The sequence below is a fragment of the Candidatus Flexifilum breve genome (genome assembly GCF_016713355.1).
Map to the genome: position 1 here is coordinate 738390 of NZ_JADJPI010000035.1, position 18054 is coordinate 756443.

General features: G+C 60.6%; 14 protein-coding genes and 1 rRNA gene. 9 read left to right on the top strand and 6 right to left on the bottom strand.

Annotation, left to right across the window (positions count from 1 at the left end):
- Positions 1 to 138: 138 nt before the first annotated feature.
- Positions 139 to 1625: ribosomal RNA gene (locus IPK17_RS26180) — 16S ribosomal RNA — on the bottom strand.
- A 449-nt stretch (positions 1626 to 2074) separates the two neighbouring features.
- Between IPK17_RS26180 and IPK17_RS26185 the strand changes: the two genes are divergently transcribed.
- The 8 genes from IPK17_RS26185 to IPK17_RS26220 all read left to right on the top strand — a co-directional run bounded on the left by IPK17_RS26185 (position 2075) and on the right by IPK17_RS26220 (position 11634).
- Positions 2075 to 3715, top strand: a complete 1641-nt coding sequence (locus IPK17_RS26185; RefSeq protein ID WP_343420639.1) for a fucose isomerase — start codon at positions 2075 to 2077, stop codon at positions 3713 to 3715.
- 127 nt (positions 3716 to 3842) lie between these two features.
- Positions 3843 to 4268, top strand: coding sequence for an RbsD/FucU family protein (locus IPK17_RS26190; protein ID WP_343420640.1), 426 nt, complete (start codon positions 3843 to 3845; stop codon positions 4266 to 4268).
- A gap of 3 nt (positions 4269 to 4271) precedes the next feature.
- Positions 4272 to 5546, top strand: a complete 1275-nt coding sequence (locus tag IPK17_RS26195) for a dihydrolipoamide acetyltransferase family protein (protein ID WP_343420641.1) — start codon at positions 4272 to 4274, stop codon at positions 5544 to 5546.
- Between the two features lie 10 nt (positions 5547 to 5556).
- Positions 5557 to 6897 carry a dihydrolipoyl dehydrogenase family protein gene (locus tag IPK17_RS26200; RefSeq protein WP_343420642.1) on the top strand — a complete coding sequence of 447 codons (1341 nt, stop codon included), beginning with the start codon at positions 5557 to 5559 and terminating at the stop codon, positions 6895 to 6897.
- 2 nt (positions 6898 to 6899) lie between these two features.
- Entirely contained in the window at positions 6900 to 9353 is a 2454-nt protein-coding gene (locus IPK17_RS26205; protein ID WP_343420643.1) for an alpha-ketoacid dehydrogenase subunit alpha/beta, read from the top strand.
- A gap of 77 nt (positions 9354 to 9430) precedes the next feature.
- Positions 9431 to 10318: a LysR family transcriptional regulator gene (locus IPK17_RS26210; RefSeq protein ID WP_343420644.1), complete on the top strand. Its 888-nt coding sequence runs from the start codon at positions 9431 to 9433 to the stop codon at positions 10316 to 10318.
- Positions 10319 to 10410: 92 nt separating this feature from the next.
- Positions 10411 to 10536 carry a hypothetical protein gene (locus IPK17_RS26215; protein WP_343420645.1) on the top strand — a complete coding sequence of 42 codons (126 nt, stop codon included), beginning with the start codon at positions 10411 to 10413 and terminating at the stop codon, positions 10534 to 10536.
- A 9-nt stretch (positions 10537 to 10545) separates the two neighbouring features.
- Positions 10546 to 11634, top strand: a complete 1089-nt coding sequence (locus IPK17_RS26220; RefSeq protein ID WP_343420646.1) for a YeiH family protein — start codon at positions 10546 to 10548, stop codon at positions 11632 to 11634.
- A gap of 47 nt (positions 11635 to 11681) precedes the next feature.
- Here IPK17_RS26220 and IPK17_RS26225 read toward each other — a convergent pair whose 3' ends face one another.
- Entirely contained in the window at positions 11682 to 12335 is a 654-nt protein-coding gene (locus tag IPK17_RS26225) for a response regulator (protein ID WP_343420647.1), read from the bottom strand.
- Positions 12332 to 12553 carry a hypothetical protein gene (locus IPK17_RS26230; RefSeq protein ID WP_343420648.1) on the bottom strand — a complete coding sequence of 74 codons (222 nt, stop codon included), beginning with the start codon at positions 12551 to 12553 and terminating at the stop codon, positions 12332 to 12334. Before IPK17_RS26230 ends, IPK17_RS26225 begins: the two co-directional genes overlap by 4 nt.
- A 163-nt stretch (positions 12554 to 12716) precedes the next feature.
- Here IPK17_RS26230 and IPK17_RS26235 point away from each other — a divergent pair, with 163 nt between their 5' ends.
- Entirely contained in the window at positions 12717 to 13694 is a 978-nt protein-coding gene (locus IPK17_RS26235) for a Rieske (2Fe-2S) protein (RefSeq protein WP_343420649.1), read from the top strand.
- Here the strand turns inward: IPK17_RS26235 and IPK17_RS26240 are convergent.
- Genes IPK17_RS26240 through IPK17_RS26250 form a run of 3 tightly spaced genes read right to left on the bottom strand, consistent with a single transcriptional unit; the run spans position 13691 to position 17846 of the window.
- Positions 13691 to 14653 (bottom strand): SH3 domain-containing protein, encoded by a 963-nt coding sequence (locus tag IPK17_RS26240; RefSeq protein WP_343420650.1) that lies wholly within the window; start codon positions 14651 to 14653, stop codon positions 13691 to 13693. The two genes, IPK17_RS26235 and IPK17_RS26240, sit on opposite strands and share 4 nt — an antisense overlap.
- Positions 14650 to 16902: a CHASE2 domain-containing protein gene (locus tag IPK17_RS26245; protein ID WP_343420651.1), complete on the bottom strand. Its 2253-nt coding sequence runs from the start codon at positions 16900 to 16902 to the stop codon at positions 14650 to 14652. The genes IPK17_RS26240 and IPK17_RS26245 overlap by 4 nt, the downstream gene beginning before the upstream one ends.
- Positions 16902 to 17846 carry a FecR domain-containing protein gene (locus IPK17_RS26250; protein ID WP_343420652.1) on the bottom strand — a complete coding sequence of 315 codons (945 nt, stop codon included), beginning with the start codon at positions 17844 to 17846 and terminating at the stop codon, positions 16902 to 16904. The genes IPK17_RS26245 and IPK17_RS26250 overlap by 1 nt, the downstream gene beginning before the upstream one ends.
- Positions 17847 to 18054: the final 208 nt, after the last annotated feature.

An 18054-nucleotide genomic window follows, 5' to 3' on the forward strand; every position in this document is an offset into this window, starting at 1 on the left:
CGTTTGCGATCAGGGTGATCGCGCTCTGCTGGACTTAACAGCAGAAAAGTGGACAGAAAGAGCCTTCAACACGAAGGTTCGTGTTCAAAGGTGTTGCTTTGGGCTTTGCCTCTCGGCGTCAGCCCGTTTGTTTCTCAGAAAGGAGGTGATCCAGCCGCACCTTCCGGTACAGCTACCTTGTTACGACTTCGTCCCAGTCACCCGCCCTGCCTTCGGCGGTTGCCCCCGTAAGGTTGGCTCTCCGACTTCAGGCATGACCAGCTCCCATGACGTGACGGGCGGTGTGTACAAGGCCCGGGAACGTATTCACCGCGCCGTGGCTGATACGCGGTTACTAGCAACTCCGGCTTCATGCAGGCGAGTTGCAGCCTGCAATCCGAACTACGATCGGCTTTGGGGGATTGGCTCCACCTCGCGGTCTCGCAACCCACTGTACCGACCATTGTAGCGTGTGTGTAGCCCCGGATATAAAGGCCATGCTGACTTGACGTCATCCCCACCTTCCTCCTGCTTCTCGCAGGCAGTCGGGCCAGACACGTGTAACTGACCCCGGGGGTTGCGCTCGTTTTCGGACTTAACCGAACATCTCACGACACGAGCTGACGACAGCCATGCAGCACCTGTAGACGCTCCTTGCGGTCGCTCACCTTTCGGCTCGCTACTACGCCTATGTCAAACCCGGGTAAGGTTCTTCGTGTAGCCTCGAATTAAACCACACGCTCCGCTGCTTGTGCGGGCCCCCGTCAATTCCTTTGAGTTTTAGTCTTGCGACCGTACTCCCCAGGCGGCAGACTTATCGCGTTAGCTGTGGCGCCCCCTCCCTTGCGAGAGTGGACACCGAGTCTGCATCGTTTACGGCTTGGACTACCGGGGTCTCTAATCCCGTTCGCTCCCCAAGCTTTCGTGCCTCAGCGTCAGTTGGGACCCAGGACGCCGCTTGCGCCTCTGGTGTTCCTCCGGATCTCTACACATTTCACCGCTCCACCCGGAATTCCACGTCCCTCTATCCCACTCTAGTCCCACAGTCTCAAGCGCGTTTTCCCGGTTGAGCCGGAACCTTTCACACCTGACTTATGGCACCGCCTGCGCACGCTTTACGCCCAGTAACTCCGGATAACGCTCGCCTCCTACGTTTTACCGCGGCTGCTGGCACGTAGTTAGCCGAGGCTTATTCGCCACCTACCGTCCGTTCTCGTCAGTGGCAAAAGGGCTTTACAACCCGAAGGCCGTCATCACCCACGCGGCGTCGCTGCATCAGGGTTGCCCCCATTGTGCAATATTCCTCACTGCTGCCTCCCGTAGGAGTCTGGGCCGTGTCTCAGTCCCAGTGTGAGGGATCATCCTCTCAGACCCCTTACGCGTCGTTGCCTTGGTAAGCCTTTACCCCACCAACTAGCTGATGCGCCGCAGCCCCCTCTTCGGGCGTCTTGCCCCTTTTCTCTCTGGTCTCTACAACCCGGGAGCTTATCCGGTCTTAGCGTCACTTTCGCGACGTTATCCCAGACCCAAAGGCAGGTTAGCTACGTGTTCCTCACCCGTGCGCCACTATCTTGCGATCGTTCGACTTGCATGTGTTAAGCACGCCGCCAGCGTTCATCCTGAGCCAGGATCAAACTCTCCGTTATTGTTTTGGCTCTTTCTGTCGCACTTTTCTGTTGTTAAGGTGCGTTCGGCGACTTATTTGCAAGTCGCTTACTTGTTTGAGAATTATACTCCAACTTCGCTCGTCGTCAAGGCCGTTTTTCGCCTAGTGCTCGAACGTATCGACACACCACGCGACAAAAAACACGGCTCGATGGTCCGGTAACCGTCATCGATGCCGGGTCCTGACTATTTGAGTTGTAATCGGATGATTGGGGTCTGCGGGCTGCTGCCCGCGCATCCAGAAGTCAGAAGTTCAGGAATTATACTGGAAACCAACGCTCAGTCAAGGCTGATTTCCCCTCAATCCAACACTGCGACTTGTCGTCACCCGCAGACTACGGACGATTCTGGCAATCCGCCTGCTGATCCCCCGGAAAAGCGTTACAATCACCGAAGTTAAAGGGAGCTTACTTTAAAGGAGTCACTTTTTATGGCCTATCAGTTCCCCCAAATTACCAGCTATGAACCGGTCGCTGCGAACGAGGCGATCCTCATCGCCAGCGGCGACCTGCGCCTGTCTGCGAATCAAAAATGCTGGGCGGCGCAGGCCGGGATGGAAGCCACGGTGATCGCCGCGTTCGCGCGCGAAGGCATCACCGTCAAGCGCGGGCACCCCTACGACCCCGCCGAAAAGCATGGTTTCATCAGCAACCAGCGTATGGGCATGGACGTGTTCAAGTCGATTGACCCGAATGCCAAGCTGATTGTCGCGGAAGCCGTGTGGCAGTACAGTCACCATGTGCTGGCCGGCCTGCGCAGCCACCGCGGCCCCATTCTGACTGTCGCCAACTGGAGCGGCGAATGGCCGGGGCTGGTCGGCATGCTCAACCTCAACGGCTCGCTGACCAAGGCTGGCATCAAGTACAGCACGCTCTGGAGCGAAGACTTCACCGACGAGTATTTCCTCAACGGCATTCGTCAGTGGCTGCAAACCGGCGAAATCACGCACGACGCCAGCCACGTCCGCGACCTGAATGCCGCCGCCCTGCCCGCTGCGGAAGCCGAACTCGGGCGCAAGCTCGCCGAGCAGCTCCAGCGCGAAAAAGCGATTATGGGCATCTTCGACGAAGGCTGCATGGGCATGTACAACGCCATCATCGATGACGAACTGCTCAATCCCACCGGCGTCTATAAGGAACGGCTCAGCCAGTCGGCGTTGGTCGCGGGCATGCGCCTCGTCAGTGATGTGGAAGCACAGGCCATCCGTGCGTGGTTGGATGCGCGCGGCGTCAAATTCGTCACCGGGACGAACGAAGAAACCGAACTGACTAACGCGCAGATCCACGAACAGTGCAAGATGTACATCGCTGCCGTGCGCATCGCGGATGAATTTGGCTGTGACGCCATCGGCATCCAGTATCAGCAGGGCTTGAAAGACCTCGTTCCTGCCTCCGATCTGGTCGAAGGCCTGCTCAACAACCCGGATCGTCCCCCCGTCTATGATGCGCAGACCGGGAAAGAACTGTACGCGGGCAAGGCGCTGCCGCACTTCAATGAAGTGGACGAAGGCGCAGGTCTCGATGCCCTGGTGACTAACCGCGTATGGTCGGCGATGGGCTACGACCCGTCGACGACATTGCACGACCTGCGCTGGGGCGATCCCTACGGCGATCAATACGTGTGGGTGTTCCTGATTTCGGGCGCAGCCCCAGCCTCGCACTTCATCGATGGCTATGCGGGCGCGGTAAGCGAACGCCAGCCGAGCATGTATTTCCGCTTGGGCGGCGGCACGCTCAAGGGCGTCAGCCAGCCCGGCGAAATCGTGTGGAGCCGTGTTTACACCATGAACAACGCGCTGCACGTCGATATTGGTCGCGGCACCGTGATTGAACTGCCGCGCGAGGAAACCGAGCGCCGCTGGAATCTGACGACCCCCCAGTGGCCCATTATGCACGCGGTGCTGCACGGCGTGAATCGCGAGCAGATGATGGGGCGTCACAAGGCGAATCACCTGAACGTGGTCTACGCGCCCTCGCCCGCTGACGCGGATAAGGCGCTGGCGGCGAAAGCAGCCATGTTCGCAGCGATGGGTCTGCACGTGCACCTGTGTGGTTCGGTGCAGGTCGGTTAGGATTGGTACCGGGAGTGCGGTGTGTCCGCGCTCCCGGTTAAGTTGCTTGACAGTCAACCTTAACGCTCTGATAATCAGGCTGTGGCAACGATTACAGAGCACAACTTCAACTTTTTGAGAGACCATCATGCTGAAAACGCAGTTACTGCACCCGACGATTCTTCAGGTTCTCGGCGCCTCCGGTCATGGCAGCACTATCCTCATCGCCGATGGCAACTACCCGTTCATCACCCGCGCCAATCCCGCCGCCGAACGTGTCTACCTCAACTTCATGCCCGGCATTCTGACGGCAACGCAGGTGCTCGAAGGGCTCGTCACGGCGATTCCGATTGAAGCGGCGCACGTCATGACCCCGCCTGACGGTTCCGATCAGGCGATTTTCACCGAATTTCGCAAGCTGCTGCCGGGGACAGAACTGCAAAAGCTCGGTCGCTTTGAGTTCTACGATATGGCGCGCGGCTCGGATGTCTCGCTGGTGATCGCCACGGGCGAACAGCGCATTTACGCCAACATTCTGCTCACGATCGGGGTTGTGCCCCCGCCCGCGGTGTAATCGATGGCGTCTACGGTCGTGATGCCGCAGCAAGGCAACAGCGTCGAAACGTGCATCATCTACCGCTGGCGCAAAAACATCGGCGAACCGGTCGCCAAAGGTGAGATTCTGCTCGACATCGAGACGGACAAAGCCGTCCTCGAAATTGAAAGCAGCGCTGCTGGCATCCTGCTGGAAACCTACTATCAAGCCGGGGATGAAGTCCCCGTCAAAACACCGATTGCCGTGATTGGGCAGGCGGGCGAACACCCCGCCGCCCCACCCATCCCGGCCGCCGACACGCTCGCCGCATCTCCGCGCGCCCGCAAACGCGCCGCCCAAAACGGCGTCGATCTGTCAACGCGGATCGGCTCGGGCGCGCAAGGCCGCATCATAGAGCGTGATGTGCTCGCCGCGACGCTCCCCCGGCTCACCCCGGCGGCGCGCGCCCTGATCGAATCGGGTATGCCCATTCCGCCGAACGGCACCGGGCTCGGCGGACGCATCACAAGTGAAGACGTGCTCGCGGCGTCAGCGGGTGAGACTATCGCACCACCGCCCGCCGTTGAGCCTGAAACGCAAGCGCTAACACCACTCCTCACAACCACTGACCATGCCACGGTTATTCCGCTGCGTGGCGTGCGCAAAGTGACCGCCGAGCGCATGCTCGCTTCGCTGCAGACGACCGCGCAGCTCACGCTGACCGCGTCCGCGGATGCCCGCGCGCTGCAAGCCTATCGCGCTCGCCTCAAAGCCAGCGCTGGGTCGCTCGAACTCAGCGACATCGGCCTTAACGATTTGATTCTGTTCGCGGTCGCCCGCACGCTGCGCACGTTTCCTGACCTGAATGCGACGCTGTCGGAAGACGCGATCACCCAGTCTGCGAACGTCAATCTCGGCTTTGCCGTCGATTCGCCGCGCGGTTTGCTCGTGCCCGTCATTCACGGCGCGGATCGACTGTCACTGCACGCGCTGGCACGCGAGTCGAAACGGCTGATTGAGTCAGCGGGCAAGCTCACCAGCAACGATCTCAACGGCGGCACATTCACCGTGACGAATCTCGGCAGCTTTGGGATCGAAACCTTCACGCCCATCCTGAATCCGCCGCAGGTGGCGATTCTCGGCGTCGGCAAAATCGATCTGAAGCCGATGCAGATGGATGCCGAAGTGCAGTTCATTCCGTATCTGCATCTGTCACTGACGATTGATCATCGCGCGGTCGATGGCGCACCCGCCGCGCGTTTCTTACAAGCACTATCGCGCAATTTTGCCCAATTTGATTTACTGCTCGCGTTCTAGAGGCCGCACCATGAATTCACACTTTGACTTAATCATCATTGGGGCAGGTGCGGGCGGCTATACCGCCGCCGAACGCGCCGGCGCGGCGGGCAAACGTGTGCTGCTCATCGAAAAAGCCCAGTTGGGCGGCGTGTGCATCAACCGGGGCTGCATCCCGGCGAAAACGCTGTACCAATCGGCCAAAATCTATCGCCAACTGCAGGAGACGGATCGCTTCGGCGTGCATGTCGACAGTGTGCGCTTCGACATGCGCGAAGTGATCGCGCGCAAGGGACGCATCGTTGCGCAACTGCGCGACGGCGTGCGCCAACAGATCGAGCGGCGCGGCGGCGTGATTCTGGAAGCGGATGCGCGGCTGATCGCACGGAAAGCCGTGCGCGCCGGGGATGTGACCTACACGGCCGAGCGCATCCTCATCGCCTCGGGCGCGTCTCCGGTCATTCCGACACTGCCCGGCATCGACCTAGCGCACGTCGTCACGCCGACCGAATTGTTCGACCATGACACGCTGCCGTCCGCGCTCGTCATCCTCGGCGGCACACCGATTGCGCTCAACCTTGCAGCGATCTACACACTAGCGGGCAGCAAAGTCACGCTCATCACTGAGCAACCCGGACTCCTGCCGGACATCGACGAGGAGATTCGGTCGCTGCTGCTGCGCGACTTAAACGCGATCGATTTTCATTTCAGCGCGCAGGTGAAAAGCATCACCGAGAAGTATGTGCGCATCACGGACGACAACCGGATGCACGACATCCCCGCGGATCTGGTGCTGATCTGCGGCGAGCGCGCGCCCAACGTCGCCGGCTTGGGGTTGGAAGAAGCGGGCATCGACTATGACACCCACATCCATGTGGACGAGTATATGCGCACCAACCTCCCCGGTGTGTACGCCATCGGTGATGTGACGGGCATCTCCATGTGGGCGCACAGCGCCGCGCGTATGGCGCAGGTGGCCGTCAATCATATGTTCGGCACGCCCGACCGTTTCCGCATCGATACCGTGCCCTTCTCGCTGCACACCTACCCGGAGATCGCGGCTGTCGGCCTGACGGAAGCCACTGCGAAAGCGCGCGGCATTCCGGTTCGCGTCGCCCGCTTGCCGCTGACCGCCAACGCCAGCTATCTCATCGAGAACGACCAGCAGCGCGGCCTGTGCAAGATCGTCGTCGATCAGCGAACGAACGTCGTGCTCGGCGTACATCTGTACGGCGGAGAATGTTCGTCGATCGTGGTCGGCGCGGCGGCCATGCTCGAAGATGAGTTCCGGGTGCAGGACGTGCAGCAGATGATTTTTGCGCATCCCACCTTATCGGAAGTGCTCCGCGATACCCTCTACGAGCTGCGTTAACCATGCCCAAATCCCTGCTGATTGACCCCAAGGTGGTCCGCCAGTCTGCCGAGCTGACCGCGCCGATCATTCCGATCAACGCGTATGTGGCTGACCCGGCGGCGGAACGCGCCAAGTACGGCTCGGCCAATCTCGTCAACATCTACCGCGATATGCTGCTGATCCGCGAGTTCGAGACCATGCTTGACAAGATCAAGCGCGAAGGCAGCTATCACGGCATCGAGTACAACCACCGCGGCCCAGCGCATCTCTCCATTGGACAGGAGTCGGCGGTCGTGGGCATGGCGTACCACCTCGACGTGAGCGATCTGATCTTCGGCTCACATCGCAGCCACGGCGAAATCCTCGCCAAGTCATTCGTCGCCATCCGTAAGCTCGACGAAGCGGCGCTGGAAGCGATCATGCAGGGCTACATGGACGGCGCGGCGCTCCGCGTGGTCTCAGCTTTCGAGCACACATCGCTGCCGGATCGCGCGGTCGATTACACACTGTACGGGACGCTCGCCGAAATCTTCGGGCGGGCGACGGGTTTCAACCGCGGTATGGGCGGCTCGATGCACGCCTTCTTCCCGCCGTTCGGCGTCATGCCAAATAACGCCATCGTCGGCGGTTCGGCGGACATCGCGACGGGCGCAGCGCTCTTCAAGCTGGTCAACCGCCAACCGGGGATCGTGCTGGCCAACATCGGCGAAGCATCAATGGGCTGCGGCCCGGTGTGGGAAGCCATGATGTTCGCGGCGATGGATCAATATCGCACGCTGTGGGGCTTGGGCGGCGCGCCGCCGATGTTGTTCCACTTCCTGAACAACTTCTATGGGATGGGCGGCCAACCCGTTGGCGAAACGATGGGTCTGGGCGTGCTGGCGCGCGTCGGTTGGGGCGTGAACGGGGAAGCGATGCACGCCGAACGAATCGACGGCTTCAATCCGCTGGCGGTCGCCGATGCCATTGAGCGCAAGAAAGCGCTCCTGCTGGCGGGGCGCGGCCCGGTCCTGCTGGACACGGTGACGTATCGCTTCTCCGGACATTCGCCCTCAGATGCCTCGTCATATCGCGAGCGCGACGAAATCGAACTGTGGCGCACGTTCGATCCACTGGTCACCTACCGTGAATACCTGATCACGAACGGTCACGCCGACGCGGCGCAGCTTGACGCCCTGTTGGATGACGCGACGCGCCGGATGGAACGGGTGCTGAAGGCGGCCATCGCGCCGGAGCTGTCGCCGCGCGTCAACACGCACGTTGACACAATCGGGAAGTTCATGTTTGCCAACCAGATGCGCGACCGCATGGCCGACGGCGCGCCGGAAGTGCTGCTCCCCGCCGAGCAAAGCCGCCTCGAAGTCACGCGGGCGAAGTTCCGCTTTGGGCTGGACGCGGACGGCAAAGCAATGCCCAAACTCAAGTGCCTGACGTATGCCGAAGCGCTCTACGAAGCGATGATGCACCGCTTCTACATCGACCCGACGATGATCGCCTATGGGGAAGAGAATCGCGATTGGGGCGGCGCGTTCGGCGTGTACCGCGGCCTCACCGAATGCCTGCCCTATCACCGCCTGTTCAACACGTCGATCAGCGAGGGCGCGATTGTCGGCACGGCAGTCGGCTATGCCCTGAGCGGCGGGCGGGTGGTCGCTGAACTCATGTACTGCGATTTCATGGGTCGCGCGGGCGATGAAGTCTTCAACCAGATGTCCAAGTGGATCGGCATGTCTGGCGGGCTGCTGGCAATGCCGCTCGTGCTGCGCGTGTCCGTCGGCTCCAAATACGGGGCGCAGCATTCGCAGGACTGGTCATCGCTGGTGGCGCACATCCCCGGTTTGAAAGTCATGTTCCCCGCGACGGCCTACGACGCGAAAGGCATGCTCAACCTCGCGCTGCGCGGCACAGACCCGGTTGTATTCTTCGAGAGTCAGCGGCTGTACAGCGAACCGGAAATGCTGGTCCCCGGCGGCGTCCCGCTTGACTACTACGAGGTACCGCTCGGCGAACCCGCGGTGCGGCGGCCCGGCACGGATCTCACCATCGTTACGCTCGGCGCGACGCTCTACCGCGCGTTGGATGCGGCCAACGACCTGCAAACCAAGTACAATCTGTCGGCAGAAGTGATCGATGCGCGCTTCATCAATCCGCTGAATTATGAGCGCATTCTGGAATCGGTGCGCAAAACGGGTAAAGTCGTGCTGGCATCCGATGCCACCGAGCGCGGCTCCTTCCTGCACACAATGGCGTCGACGATTACGCAGGCCACCTTCAGCGATCTGGACGCGCCGGTGGTCGTGGTCGGCGCGCGCAACTGGATTACGCCACCTGCCGAACTGGAAGAAGCGTTCTTTCCGCAGAAGGAATGGCTGTTGGACGCGATCCACGAGCACATCTTCCCGCTGCCGGGACACGAAGTCACGACCACTCAGACCACACTGGAATACCTACGCCGGAATCGTTTAGGGATATAATATCCAGTATTAAGGTAACATCAAGAATATAATCTAATTGAGACAGAAGTTAATGTCTCTTCAATGATTGAAGTGCGATGAATATACCGGATCTGCACAAAATTCATCTGTTTGTGACCGTGGCGCGGCTGGGCAGCTTCACACGGGCGGCGGAACAACTGCACATGACCCAACCGACGGTCAGCCAGCAGATCGCCGTGCTGGAGCAGGTGCTCGGCACGCCGCTGATCGAACGCAGCACGCGCAGCCTGCGCCTCACCGAAGCGGGGAAAGTACTGTTCGATCAGGGTGAAAAGCTGTTGTCTCTGGCCGATGAAACGGTCAACGCCGTGCATGTCGCGGCGGGCATCGCGGTGCAAACGCTCAAACTGGGCGTTGGACCGACGCTGGCGACCTACCTCCTGCCGGACGTGCTCAGCCGGTACCGCAAAGTATACCCGAACCACCACATTCGCCTGACGATTCGCAACACCACCGATTTGCTCGACATGCTCATCCGCGGTGACATCGATCTCGGTCTCGTCGGCTCGCCCGTCGACCATCAGGATGTGATCGTCGAAGCCTTCATGCCCGACCGCCTGGTGGTGATCGTCGCACCGGGCGACGAGCTCGCCGCACAGCCCGCCATTGGTCTGGATGTGCTGCGCGACCGCATCTTCCTCACGCGTGAACCCGGCTCCGCGCTGCATACGCGCGTGTCGCGGCTGCTCGGCGCCGACAGCCTGCGCGGTGACTCGGTCATCATCCTCGGTGAAACCGAAGCGATCAAGCGCAGCGTAGAATTGGGTCTCGGCATCGCGCTGGTGCAGGGAATCGCTATCGCCCGGGAGACCGCGGCGGGCACACTCAAGGCGATTCCGCTGGAGGGCGCGGACGACAGCTACAACTATCTGATCGCCCAACGAAAACGCGGCACGCTCAACAAGGCCACGCAGGGGTTTGTCTCTATCCTCAAAAAAACATGACATTTGGCATACGCCAGTGTCTTTCTTGTGACTAACCTAATCACTTTAGGGTTTTAAGAGTTAATTGGTTGTGTTGTCCAAAGGGGTCTGTCATGAAACCACCCATTCGTCTATCAGAAGATTGGCTGGCCACGATTATCGGCTTGCTGCTCGTCTTACTGATCGCCGTCACTGCCATCACTATCCCTTACCCGCTGTTCAATCTGCTCGCGCCGTAGGAACGAATCATGACCACAGCCACGCTCTCCACCCCTACGACTACCAACCGCCGCGGCGGATTCATCGTCGGCACGATCCTCCTCATCGTCCTCACGCTGCTGGTCGCCGAGCTCGACAAATGGATCGGCAGCCAGTTCAAAGCGAACGGTTTCGCGCGCAACCCGCTGGAATATCCGCTCACGGCGGTCATCATCGGTTTGATCGCCAATTTCGTCCTGCGCACTATCGGGCAGTATCAGTTCGTGCGCCCGGCAATTCGCACCGAGTTTTACCTGAAGATCGGCCTCATCCTGCTCGGGGCGCGCATCAGCCTTGGCGACCTGCTCAAGCTCGGCGTCGGCGGCTTGCTGCAAGCGCTGATCATGGTGGTCAGCGTGTTTTTCTTCACGTGGTGGTTGGGCGGGCGGCTCAAACTCCCGGAGACGCTCAAAGCAATCATGGCGTCCGCGGTGTCGATCTGCGGCGTCTCCGCGGCCATCGCCGCTGCCGGTTCGGTGCAAGCGAAGAAAGAAGAAGTCACCTACATCACCGCGCTGGTGATCCTGATCGCGCTGCCCTTGATGGTGCTCATGCCGGTCATCGCGGACGCGCTGCAGCTTTCGCCCACCGTCGCGGGCGCGTGGTTTGGCGGCAACATCGACACCACCGCCGCCGTCGTCGGCGCGGGTACGATCTACGCGGAGCAGGCGCAGAGCGTGGCGACGGTGGTTAAATCGGCGCAAAACGTGTTGATTGGTTTTGTGGCGTTCGCGCTGGCCATGTACTTCGCGAGTGTCGTCAACCGGGAGGCGGAAAAGCCAAGCCCGGCGCTGATCTGGCAGCGCTTCCCCAAATTTGTGCTGGGGTTCGCGCTCGTGAGCATCCTCGTGACGGTCGGCGCGTTCACGCCCGCCTCGGTCAGCGCGATGAACAACGCCATGCAGTGGCTGTTCACGCTGGCGTTCATCAGCATCGGGCTCGATTTCTCGATCGCCGAAGTCCGTAAAGCCGGCTGGCGACCGCTGGCGGTCTACATCGGCGCGACCGTGTTCAATACGGTGCTCGCACTGCTCGTCGCCTATGTGATCTTCGGTGTGCTCTTTCCGCCCGCCGCGTAAGTTCAGGAGACTAGGGCCGGGTCGAGAGGAGACATCGACCCATTGCCCTACTGGTAGCGTCCGCAGTCGGGCAGCAGCCGATGCTGATACGCAAACGCAATCACTTCGGCGCGGTTGGTCGTCTTGAGCTTAGCGAAGATGTTGCTCACATGCTTCTTGACCGTCCATAAGCTGATCGTCAACTGCTCGGCGATCTGCGCGTTGTTCAAACCGCGTGCCATTAGGCTGAGCACTTCACGTTCGCGTCCAGTCAGCACGCACAGATGCGGATTTTGCACCCCGACCACCAACTGCGCTTCTGCTTCGGGCGCAAACGTCGCCTTGTGCTGGTAGGCATTGCGCACAGCCGTCGCCAATTCCTCTGCGCCGATGGTCTTGAGCAGATAGCCAATGGCGCCCGCGTTCAGGGCGCGCACGAGCATGTCCGCGCTCAGGAAGTTAGTGAGCGCCAACACCTGCGTGCGCGGGCGCCTACGGCGAATGTGACGCGTCGCTGTCACCCCATCCATGATGGGCATCATCATATCCATCAGTACAACATCGGGATGCAGCTTGAGCGCCAGCTCGACGGCATCGCGCCCGTTCTCCGCCTCACCCACCAGTTCCAAATCGGGACAGCGCTGGACAAAGGCCACCAACCCGCAGCGCATCACCGTGTGATCATCCGCGATCAGGACACGAATTCGTTTTTCGAACGTCATGGCTTTCCTTGTCTTCCAAACCGTTTTGTGGCTTCCGACAGATCGAACGCGGCGGCTAACACCTCATCCACCTGCACGTCATTGACAAAACTCACCGCGGGCTGACAGCGATCTTGCGGCGGATCCAGCATCGTGGTGTCGGCGTCCGGGTAGTCCGCGCGCCGCGCGGGCGTCGCCTTGAGCACCGCAATCTTCCTGATGTTCGGCAGCTCTTCCATCGCACTAACATTTCAAATCAACTTACGTCGCTATGTTATGTGTTTCGTTATATATTGAAAATGGGTCTGAGGGCTAATCTTCGACAGTGAGCACCTGACCACCTGCGCCATCACAATTACAGTTATAATAAAGCCAGTCAAAGTTAGAGAGAGCGAGTAACGGATGAACGGAACACGCCGAGCGAAGAGCCGGAAACAATCCCTGCAAGTCAGCGGTGAGCCGCCTGCACCAATCAATCTGCACGAAGTTGTTGATCCGCTCATCGACTCCCTGCCCGAACTTCAACGCGCGGGAACAGACATCAAATCAGCCTTACATCAGGCGATTCTCGATGGCGGGGAACCAACGCGCCGTCTCGCGGATGTACTGCATGGAAAATGGCTGGGGCATCCACTGCACCCCCTGCTGACCGATGTCACCATCGGCGCGTGGCTGTTCGGGGCGCTGTTTGACGTGCTGTCGCTCCTGCCGCTGGGCAAGCGGCATCGCGCCACGGCGAATACGCTGACGACCATTGGCACTATCTCCGCCGTCCCGACCGCCCTCGCCGGTCTCACCGACTTCTCGGCCATCAAGCGTGATGCCGTCGCCTATGGCACGCTGCACGGTCTCGTCAACAGCGCGGCCTTGCTGCTGTACGTCCTGTCGCTGCGCGCCCGGGCGAATGGTCAGCAGGCGCGGGGCGTGCGCCTGGCGCTGATGGGCTTCGCGGGACTGCTGGCCTCGGCGTGGCTCGGGGGCGAAATGTCCTACCACAAGCGCGTCGGGGTGAATCACGCGCCGATGCCAGACGCGCCCCATCACTGGACGCCCGTCCTGAACGCCGACGATCTCAGCCCCGGCCAATCGCGCCGCGTGAGCGCGGGCGGCTATCCGGTGCTGCTCTATCACTACGATGGGCAGATTTATGCGATGGGCGCGGTGTGTGCCCATGCGGGCGGACCGCTCGAAAAAGGCAAGTTTGAGGAGGGCTGCGTGACCTGCCCGTGGCACGACTCAGTCTTTGACATGCGCACCGGGCAGGTGGTGCACGGGCCGTCGACTTACTCTGAGCCGCGCTACGAAGTGCGGGTGCACAATACGCAAATCGAGGTGCGCCTGCCCGCCCCGAACCCCGAAGCGAGCGGCGTCACCAGCTAATTAGTCGGCAGCGGATAGAACAGGTAGTCATCACGCCGCAGCCCGAAGAACGGTTCCAAGAGGCGCAGGTCTGCGTCGGTGAAGCCAATCACCCCGTAGACCTGTTCCAGCGTCTCATAGGGGAAGACGGGCAAATCCGGGCAGGTCGCTTCGATGCCGTCGGCGACGACCCAACCAAAAGCGCTCAAAAAGCGCACGCGGTAGCGGTCGCCCAACGGCGTCGTGCCGAGAATCTCAACCGGATCACCATTGATGAACTCGCCGATGATGTCATAGCCGTCGCCGGGACCCTGCCGGATATTGACGGACGGATAAAGTGTGGAATTGGCGACGCCGGCGCAGCTATCGAGCGCGCTGTCCAGCTTGGCGAAGTTCATGGGATACGTCAGCGCCGTCGAGGACTGGATCGCCGTGTCGCGAACGCGCACGCCTTCCCCACTCGCAACAGTGACTATCTGCCCCGCGCCCGTGACTTCCGCCGCGCCAACCGCGACAATGACGCGCGTCGCGCTGTCGTTCGCCTGCACCGCGAAGTGCTGCGCGGCTTGGGTCACATGCCCGTGATCGGTCTCGATGTCAAAGGCGGCAAAGCGCACGCCCTCACCGAGCTGCACGCCCGCTTGCCCTGCAAACCGGAGCTGCAGGCGCAGCGTCCCCGCGTCGACCTCAAACTGCATGATCTCGACTGTGCTGTACGGAAGCACCATCATTTCCGCGCTGTGTCCCTGATCATCCCAGAAGGTGAGCAGGGCGCGCCCCCGGTTGTTGATCCGAATGACATCGCCCGCGCCGAAGGGCATCTCGGCGTTCTGCCGCGTCGCTAACCACGCCTCAGTATTGAGGCGGCGCAGTTCTACGCCTGTGTTCATGATGCGCAGCACCGCCGAATACGGGGACTGCGCGCTCACCCCCGTCACGACGATCAGGCCAAGCAGCACCCCGAACAGCCACCGTCTCATGCGTTCACTCCCTCTACGGCCAGCGGCAGGATGAGCGTGAAGACGCTGCCCTGTCCTTCCGTGCTGACCACTTTCACCTGTCCGCCGTGCGCTTCAGTGATCGCTTTGACGAGACTCAAGCCTAAGCCGGTCCCGCGAATGTGAGCCGTCGCATCGGCGCGAAAGAACTCCTTGAACAAATTGGTCTGCGCGGCTTCGCTCATACCGTAGCCGTTATCCTCAATTTCGACCTGAGCGCACGCCCCATCCCGCGTCAAGCGCACCTGAATTTTGCCGCCATCGGGCGTGTACTTCACCGCATTGCTGACCAGATTGGTGAGCGCCTGACTGATCTGGAAGGTATCGCCGAGGATGGGCGGCAGTTCGGGTTCGAGCATCACCTGCACGTTGTGGCGATGCTGCTCAATTTCGATTTGCTGCGTCTTGACCACCTGCTGAATCACCTCAGCCAGTTCCACGGGCTTCTTGCGCATGCGCCCAGAACGGAGCTGTTCCATGCTCAGCGTCTCGTTGATGATCATCAGCATCGACCCCGCCGAGCGGCGGATGTTCTCGACAAAGCGTTTCTGCGTCTCGCGCAGTGGTTCGCCGCTCACCGGGTTGATGAGCAGTTCGCTGAAGCCAATCACCGTGGCCAGCGGATTTTTGAGGTCATGCGACAGCATGCGAATCATATGGGTCTTGATTTCACTCAGCTCCGCGAGATCGGACACATCATGGAAAACCACCACCCAGCGTTCGTCGGACGGCAGAATCGCCGCATCGACCATCAGCGTCTTCCCCTTGTGCTTGAATTCGAAGTGGAAGGGCGTCGTCCCGCGCAGACCGCTGGCCAGCTTCTGCGCCGCCTCCGTCTCTACCTCGACCGCCTGCAGCACCTGGCTGAAGTGCTTGTCCGTTCGCTGCGCTTTGGTGAGATCAAAGGTCGTGTCGAAGGCGTGGTTCGCGCTGTTCAGGCTGCCATAGCGATCCAGCACGGCGATCCCCGTCGGGGAACCGCCGATCACCGTCTCCAGCAGTTCTTTCTGCCGCTGGATGATCGCCAACCAGTGCTCGGCACTGCGCCGGCGGTTGATCTCCGTCGTGATTTGCCAGCCGATGCTGCCTAGCACGGGCAGAATAATTGCGACAATGGGGTCATACAGGTTAAGCAGCCAGTGCGAGGTCAGGAAGGTGACGAAGGCGAACACGAGCCACACCACCAGCAGCTTGACCATGACGAGCAGCATCAGGTACCAGCGCAGATGCGCGTAAATGATGCCCGCCAGCAAGCTGAACGCGACAATCGTCAGCGCCTTCGAGGCAGTACTCTGCTCGTAAAGTGGAATACCCTGAATGAGGGTTTCGACGGCGTGCGCGTGAATCTCGACCCCGGCTAACGAGACTGACAGCGGCGTTGGGCGTTCGTCCGGGGCATTGACGCTGTTCATCAGGCCGACCATTACAACCTTATCGGCGAAGATCGCCGGATCGACCGTGCCATCGATCACCTCGTGGAATGAAACCGTGCGAATACCGCGATCCGCACTATTCGACGGAGTGAAGAAGTTTTGCCGCCAGAAACCGCGCGCATCTACCGGAATCGCGTGCTCATTGGCAATGGTGAGCGTTTGCCCCTGCAGCGTCACCACCTGCCCAAAAGCAGCGGCGGGAATGCGCAGATAGGCTAGAAACGCGGTCAAACCGAAGGAATACCCATTTTCCGCCCCCGCATAGATGTGCGAAGGTTGGCGGCGCACCGTCTCATCGACATCGGCGGCAGCGTTCACAAACCCAAAGTAGTCAACTTCAGCGGCAAGCGTCTCAGTCGGGCGCAGCACTTCAGCGAAGCGGAGGCTGCCGGGCACGCTGGCTTCAATCTGCTCAACGCCGACCAGCGGCATGATGAAGCGCGTGCGGCCTTCCCCCGTTCGCGCTGTGCGCATGGCGGCGGCAAACTCCGCATCAGCGGGCGTGGATTGCGCAAACAGGATGTCAAAGGCGACGACCCGCGCCTGCGCCGCGCCGAGGATGTCAACGAGGTCCGCAAAGACGCCGCGCGACCATTCGACCGGCGTGCGGCCATAGGCATCGAGGCTGTCATCGTCAATGGCGATCAGCATCACCTGATCAGTGACCGGGGCGTCGAGAAAATAGACATCGTTCAGCTGCAAGCGCAGCCGATCAAACAAGTCACCCCACCAGAACAGCAGGACCAGCAGCGCGCTGATCCCGCCGATGAGCAGTCCAATTCGAACACGCTTCCCCATTACGGATTCGCGGTCGCCTCAGGTGTGATGACAGGGAGCGTGAGCGCTTCGCGCTCCACCGGGTCGCCGACAGACTCGTACAACGACGTATCTTCCGGCCCAAAGTTGTCGGGGAACACCCGCAGCCCAGCGCATTGCCCGACGATCTCTGCGCTAGAAGACAAGATCCAGCCAAAGCCGCCGCGGAAGTTGATGCGATACCACGCGCCCGCTTCCGTCACGCCCATGAAGCGATCGATCTCACGCGCATCAATCGTGCCAACGCGGGGGAAATCCGTGCTGGCGCCAACGCGCACATTGATGCTCACATCATCCCCGGTGCTAACGCTGGCCGTGCAGCCATCAATCGCAGCGTCGAGTTCGGCGAACGTGGCGGCGCGCACCACATCGCTGAGTTCAGCGTCCGCGCGGATGCCAAATTCTGGCGGAACATCGGCAGCAGCGGCGTCTTTCGCGGCATTCACCGTACCTTCGGTCACGATCATCGCGGCGCGGCCACCCTCTTCGACGCGGATCGCAAAGGCCGTCCCGCGGGCCGCCAGCGTCATGGTCGGCGTGGTGATGTCGTAGCTCGACCCGGCGTCCAGCAAACGGGTCAACCGCTGGATCGTCTGCCCGAGCAGCACTTCAGCTTGAATGGTGAACTGGGTATCATCGCCGGAAAACTGCTGAATCCGGTAGACAGTATCGGGCAGCAGTTCGGTATCCACCCCATCAGCGAAGAACGTGATGCGGGCGCGTCCGGTGGCATCGGTGCGAATGCGGTCGCCCACACCGACGATAGCTTCAACACTCACCGGAATCCAGTTCAGGGTGTTCACGCGCTGCACTTCCACCCCAGCATTGAGGACTTCGAGTGTTGCGGCGAGTTCATTCTGTGCGTGAATGAGCAAAGGAAAGATGCCTACGCTGAGAATAAAGAATGCGACGACTAGTCTTTTCATGCCCGTTGATGTCCTTTAGAGTTATGATGCGGTGGTGCCAACGGCAACCGGGTCGGTTAACGCAGTAAGTCTGAATATCGCTGAAACTATTGTAACAATTTTTTATCAGGCTCGCTAGGAGGATCGACGGTGGTTCTAGGTGGTGCTTGACGAAAAGGCCAGTTTAGGCGCATGATAAGAGCGAATATGCGAACAAAAGTGCAGGATT

Bases quoted from the DNA above. Each gene is read 5' to 3' on its own strand.
- IPK17_RS26185 (WP_343420639.1), top strand. From the start codon at position 2,075: ATGGCCTATCAGTTCCCCCAAATTACCAGCTATGAACCGGTCGCTGCG.
- IPK17_RS26190 (WP_343420640.1), top strand. From the start codon at position 3,843: ATGCTGAAAACGCAGTTACTGCACCCGACGATTCTTCAGGTTCTCGGC.
- IPK17_RS26195 (WP_343420641.1), top strand. From the start codon at position 4,272: ATGGCGTCTACGGTCGTGATGCCGCAGCAAGGCAACAGCGTCGAAACG.
- IPK17_RS26200 (WP_343420642.1), top strand. From the start codon at position 5,557: ATGAATTCACACTTTGACTTAATCATCATTGGGGCAGGTGCGGGCGGC.
- IPK17_RS26205 (WP_343420643.1), top strand. From the start codon at position 6,900: ATGCCCAAATCCCTGCTGATTGACCCCAAGGTGGTCCGCCAGTCTGCC.
- IPK17_RS26210 (WP_343420644.1), top strand. From the start codon at position 9,431: ATGAATATACCGGATCTGCACAAAATTCATCTGTTTGTGACCGTGGCG.
- IPK17_RS26215 (WP_343420645.1), top strand. From the start codon at position 10,411: ATGAAACCACCCATTCGTCTATCAGAAGATTGGCTGGCCACGATTATC.
- IPK17_RS26220 (WP_343420646.1), top strand. From the start codon at position 10,546: ATGACCACAGCCACGCTCTCCACCCCTACGACTACCAACCGCCGCGGC.
- IPK17_RS26225 (WP_343420647.1), bottom strand. From the start codon at position 12,335: ATGACGTTCGAAAAACGAATTCGTGTCCTGATCGCGGATGATCACACG.
- IPK17_RS26230 (WP_343420648.1), bottom strand. From the start codon at position 12,553: ATGGAAGAGCTGCCGAACATCAGGAAGATTGCGGTGCTCAAGGCGACG.
- IPK17_RS26235 (WP_343420649.1), top strand. From the start codon at position 12,717: ATGAACGGAACACGCCGAGCGAAGAGCCGGAAACAATCCCTGCAAGTC.
- IPK17_RS26240 (WP_343420650.1), bottom strand. From the start codon at position 14,653: ATGAGACGGTGGCTGTTCGGGGTGCTGCTTGGCCTGATCGTCGTGACG.
- IPK17_RS26245 (WP_343420651.1), bottom strand. From the start codon at position 16,902: ATGGGGAAGCGTGTTCGAATTGGACTGCTCATCGGCGGGATCAGCGCG.
- IPK17_RS26250 (WP_343420652.1), bottom strand. From the start codon at position 17,846: ATGAAAAGACTAGTCGTCGCATTCTTTATTCTCAGCGTAGGCATCTTT.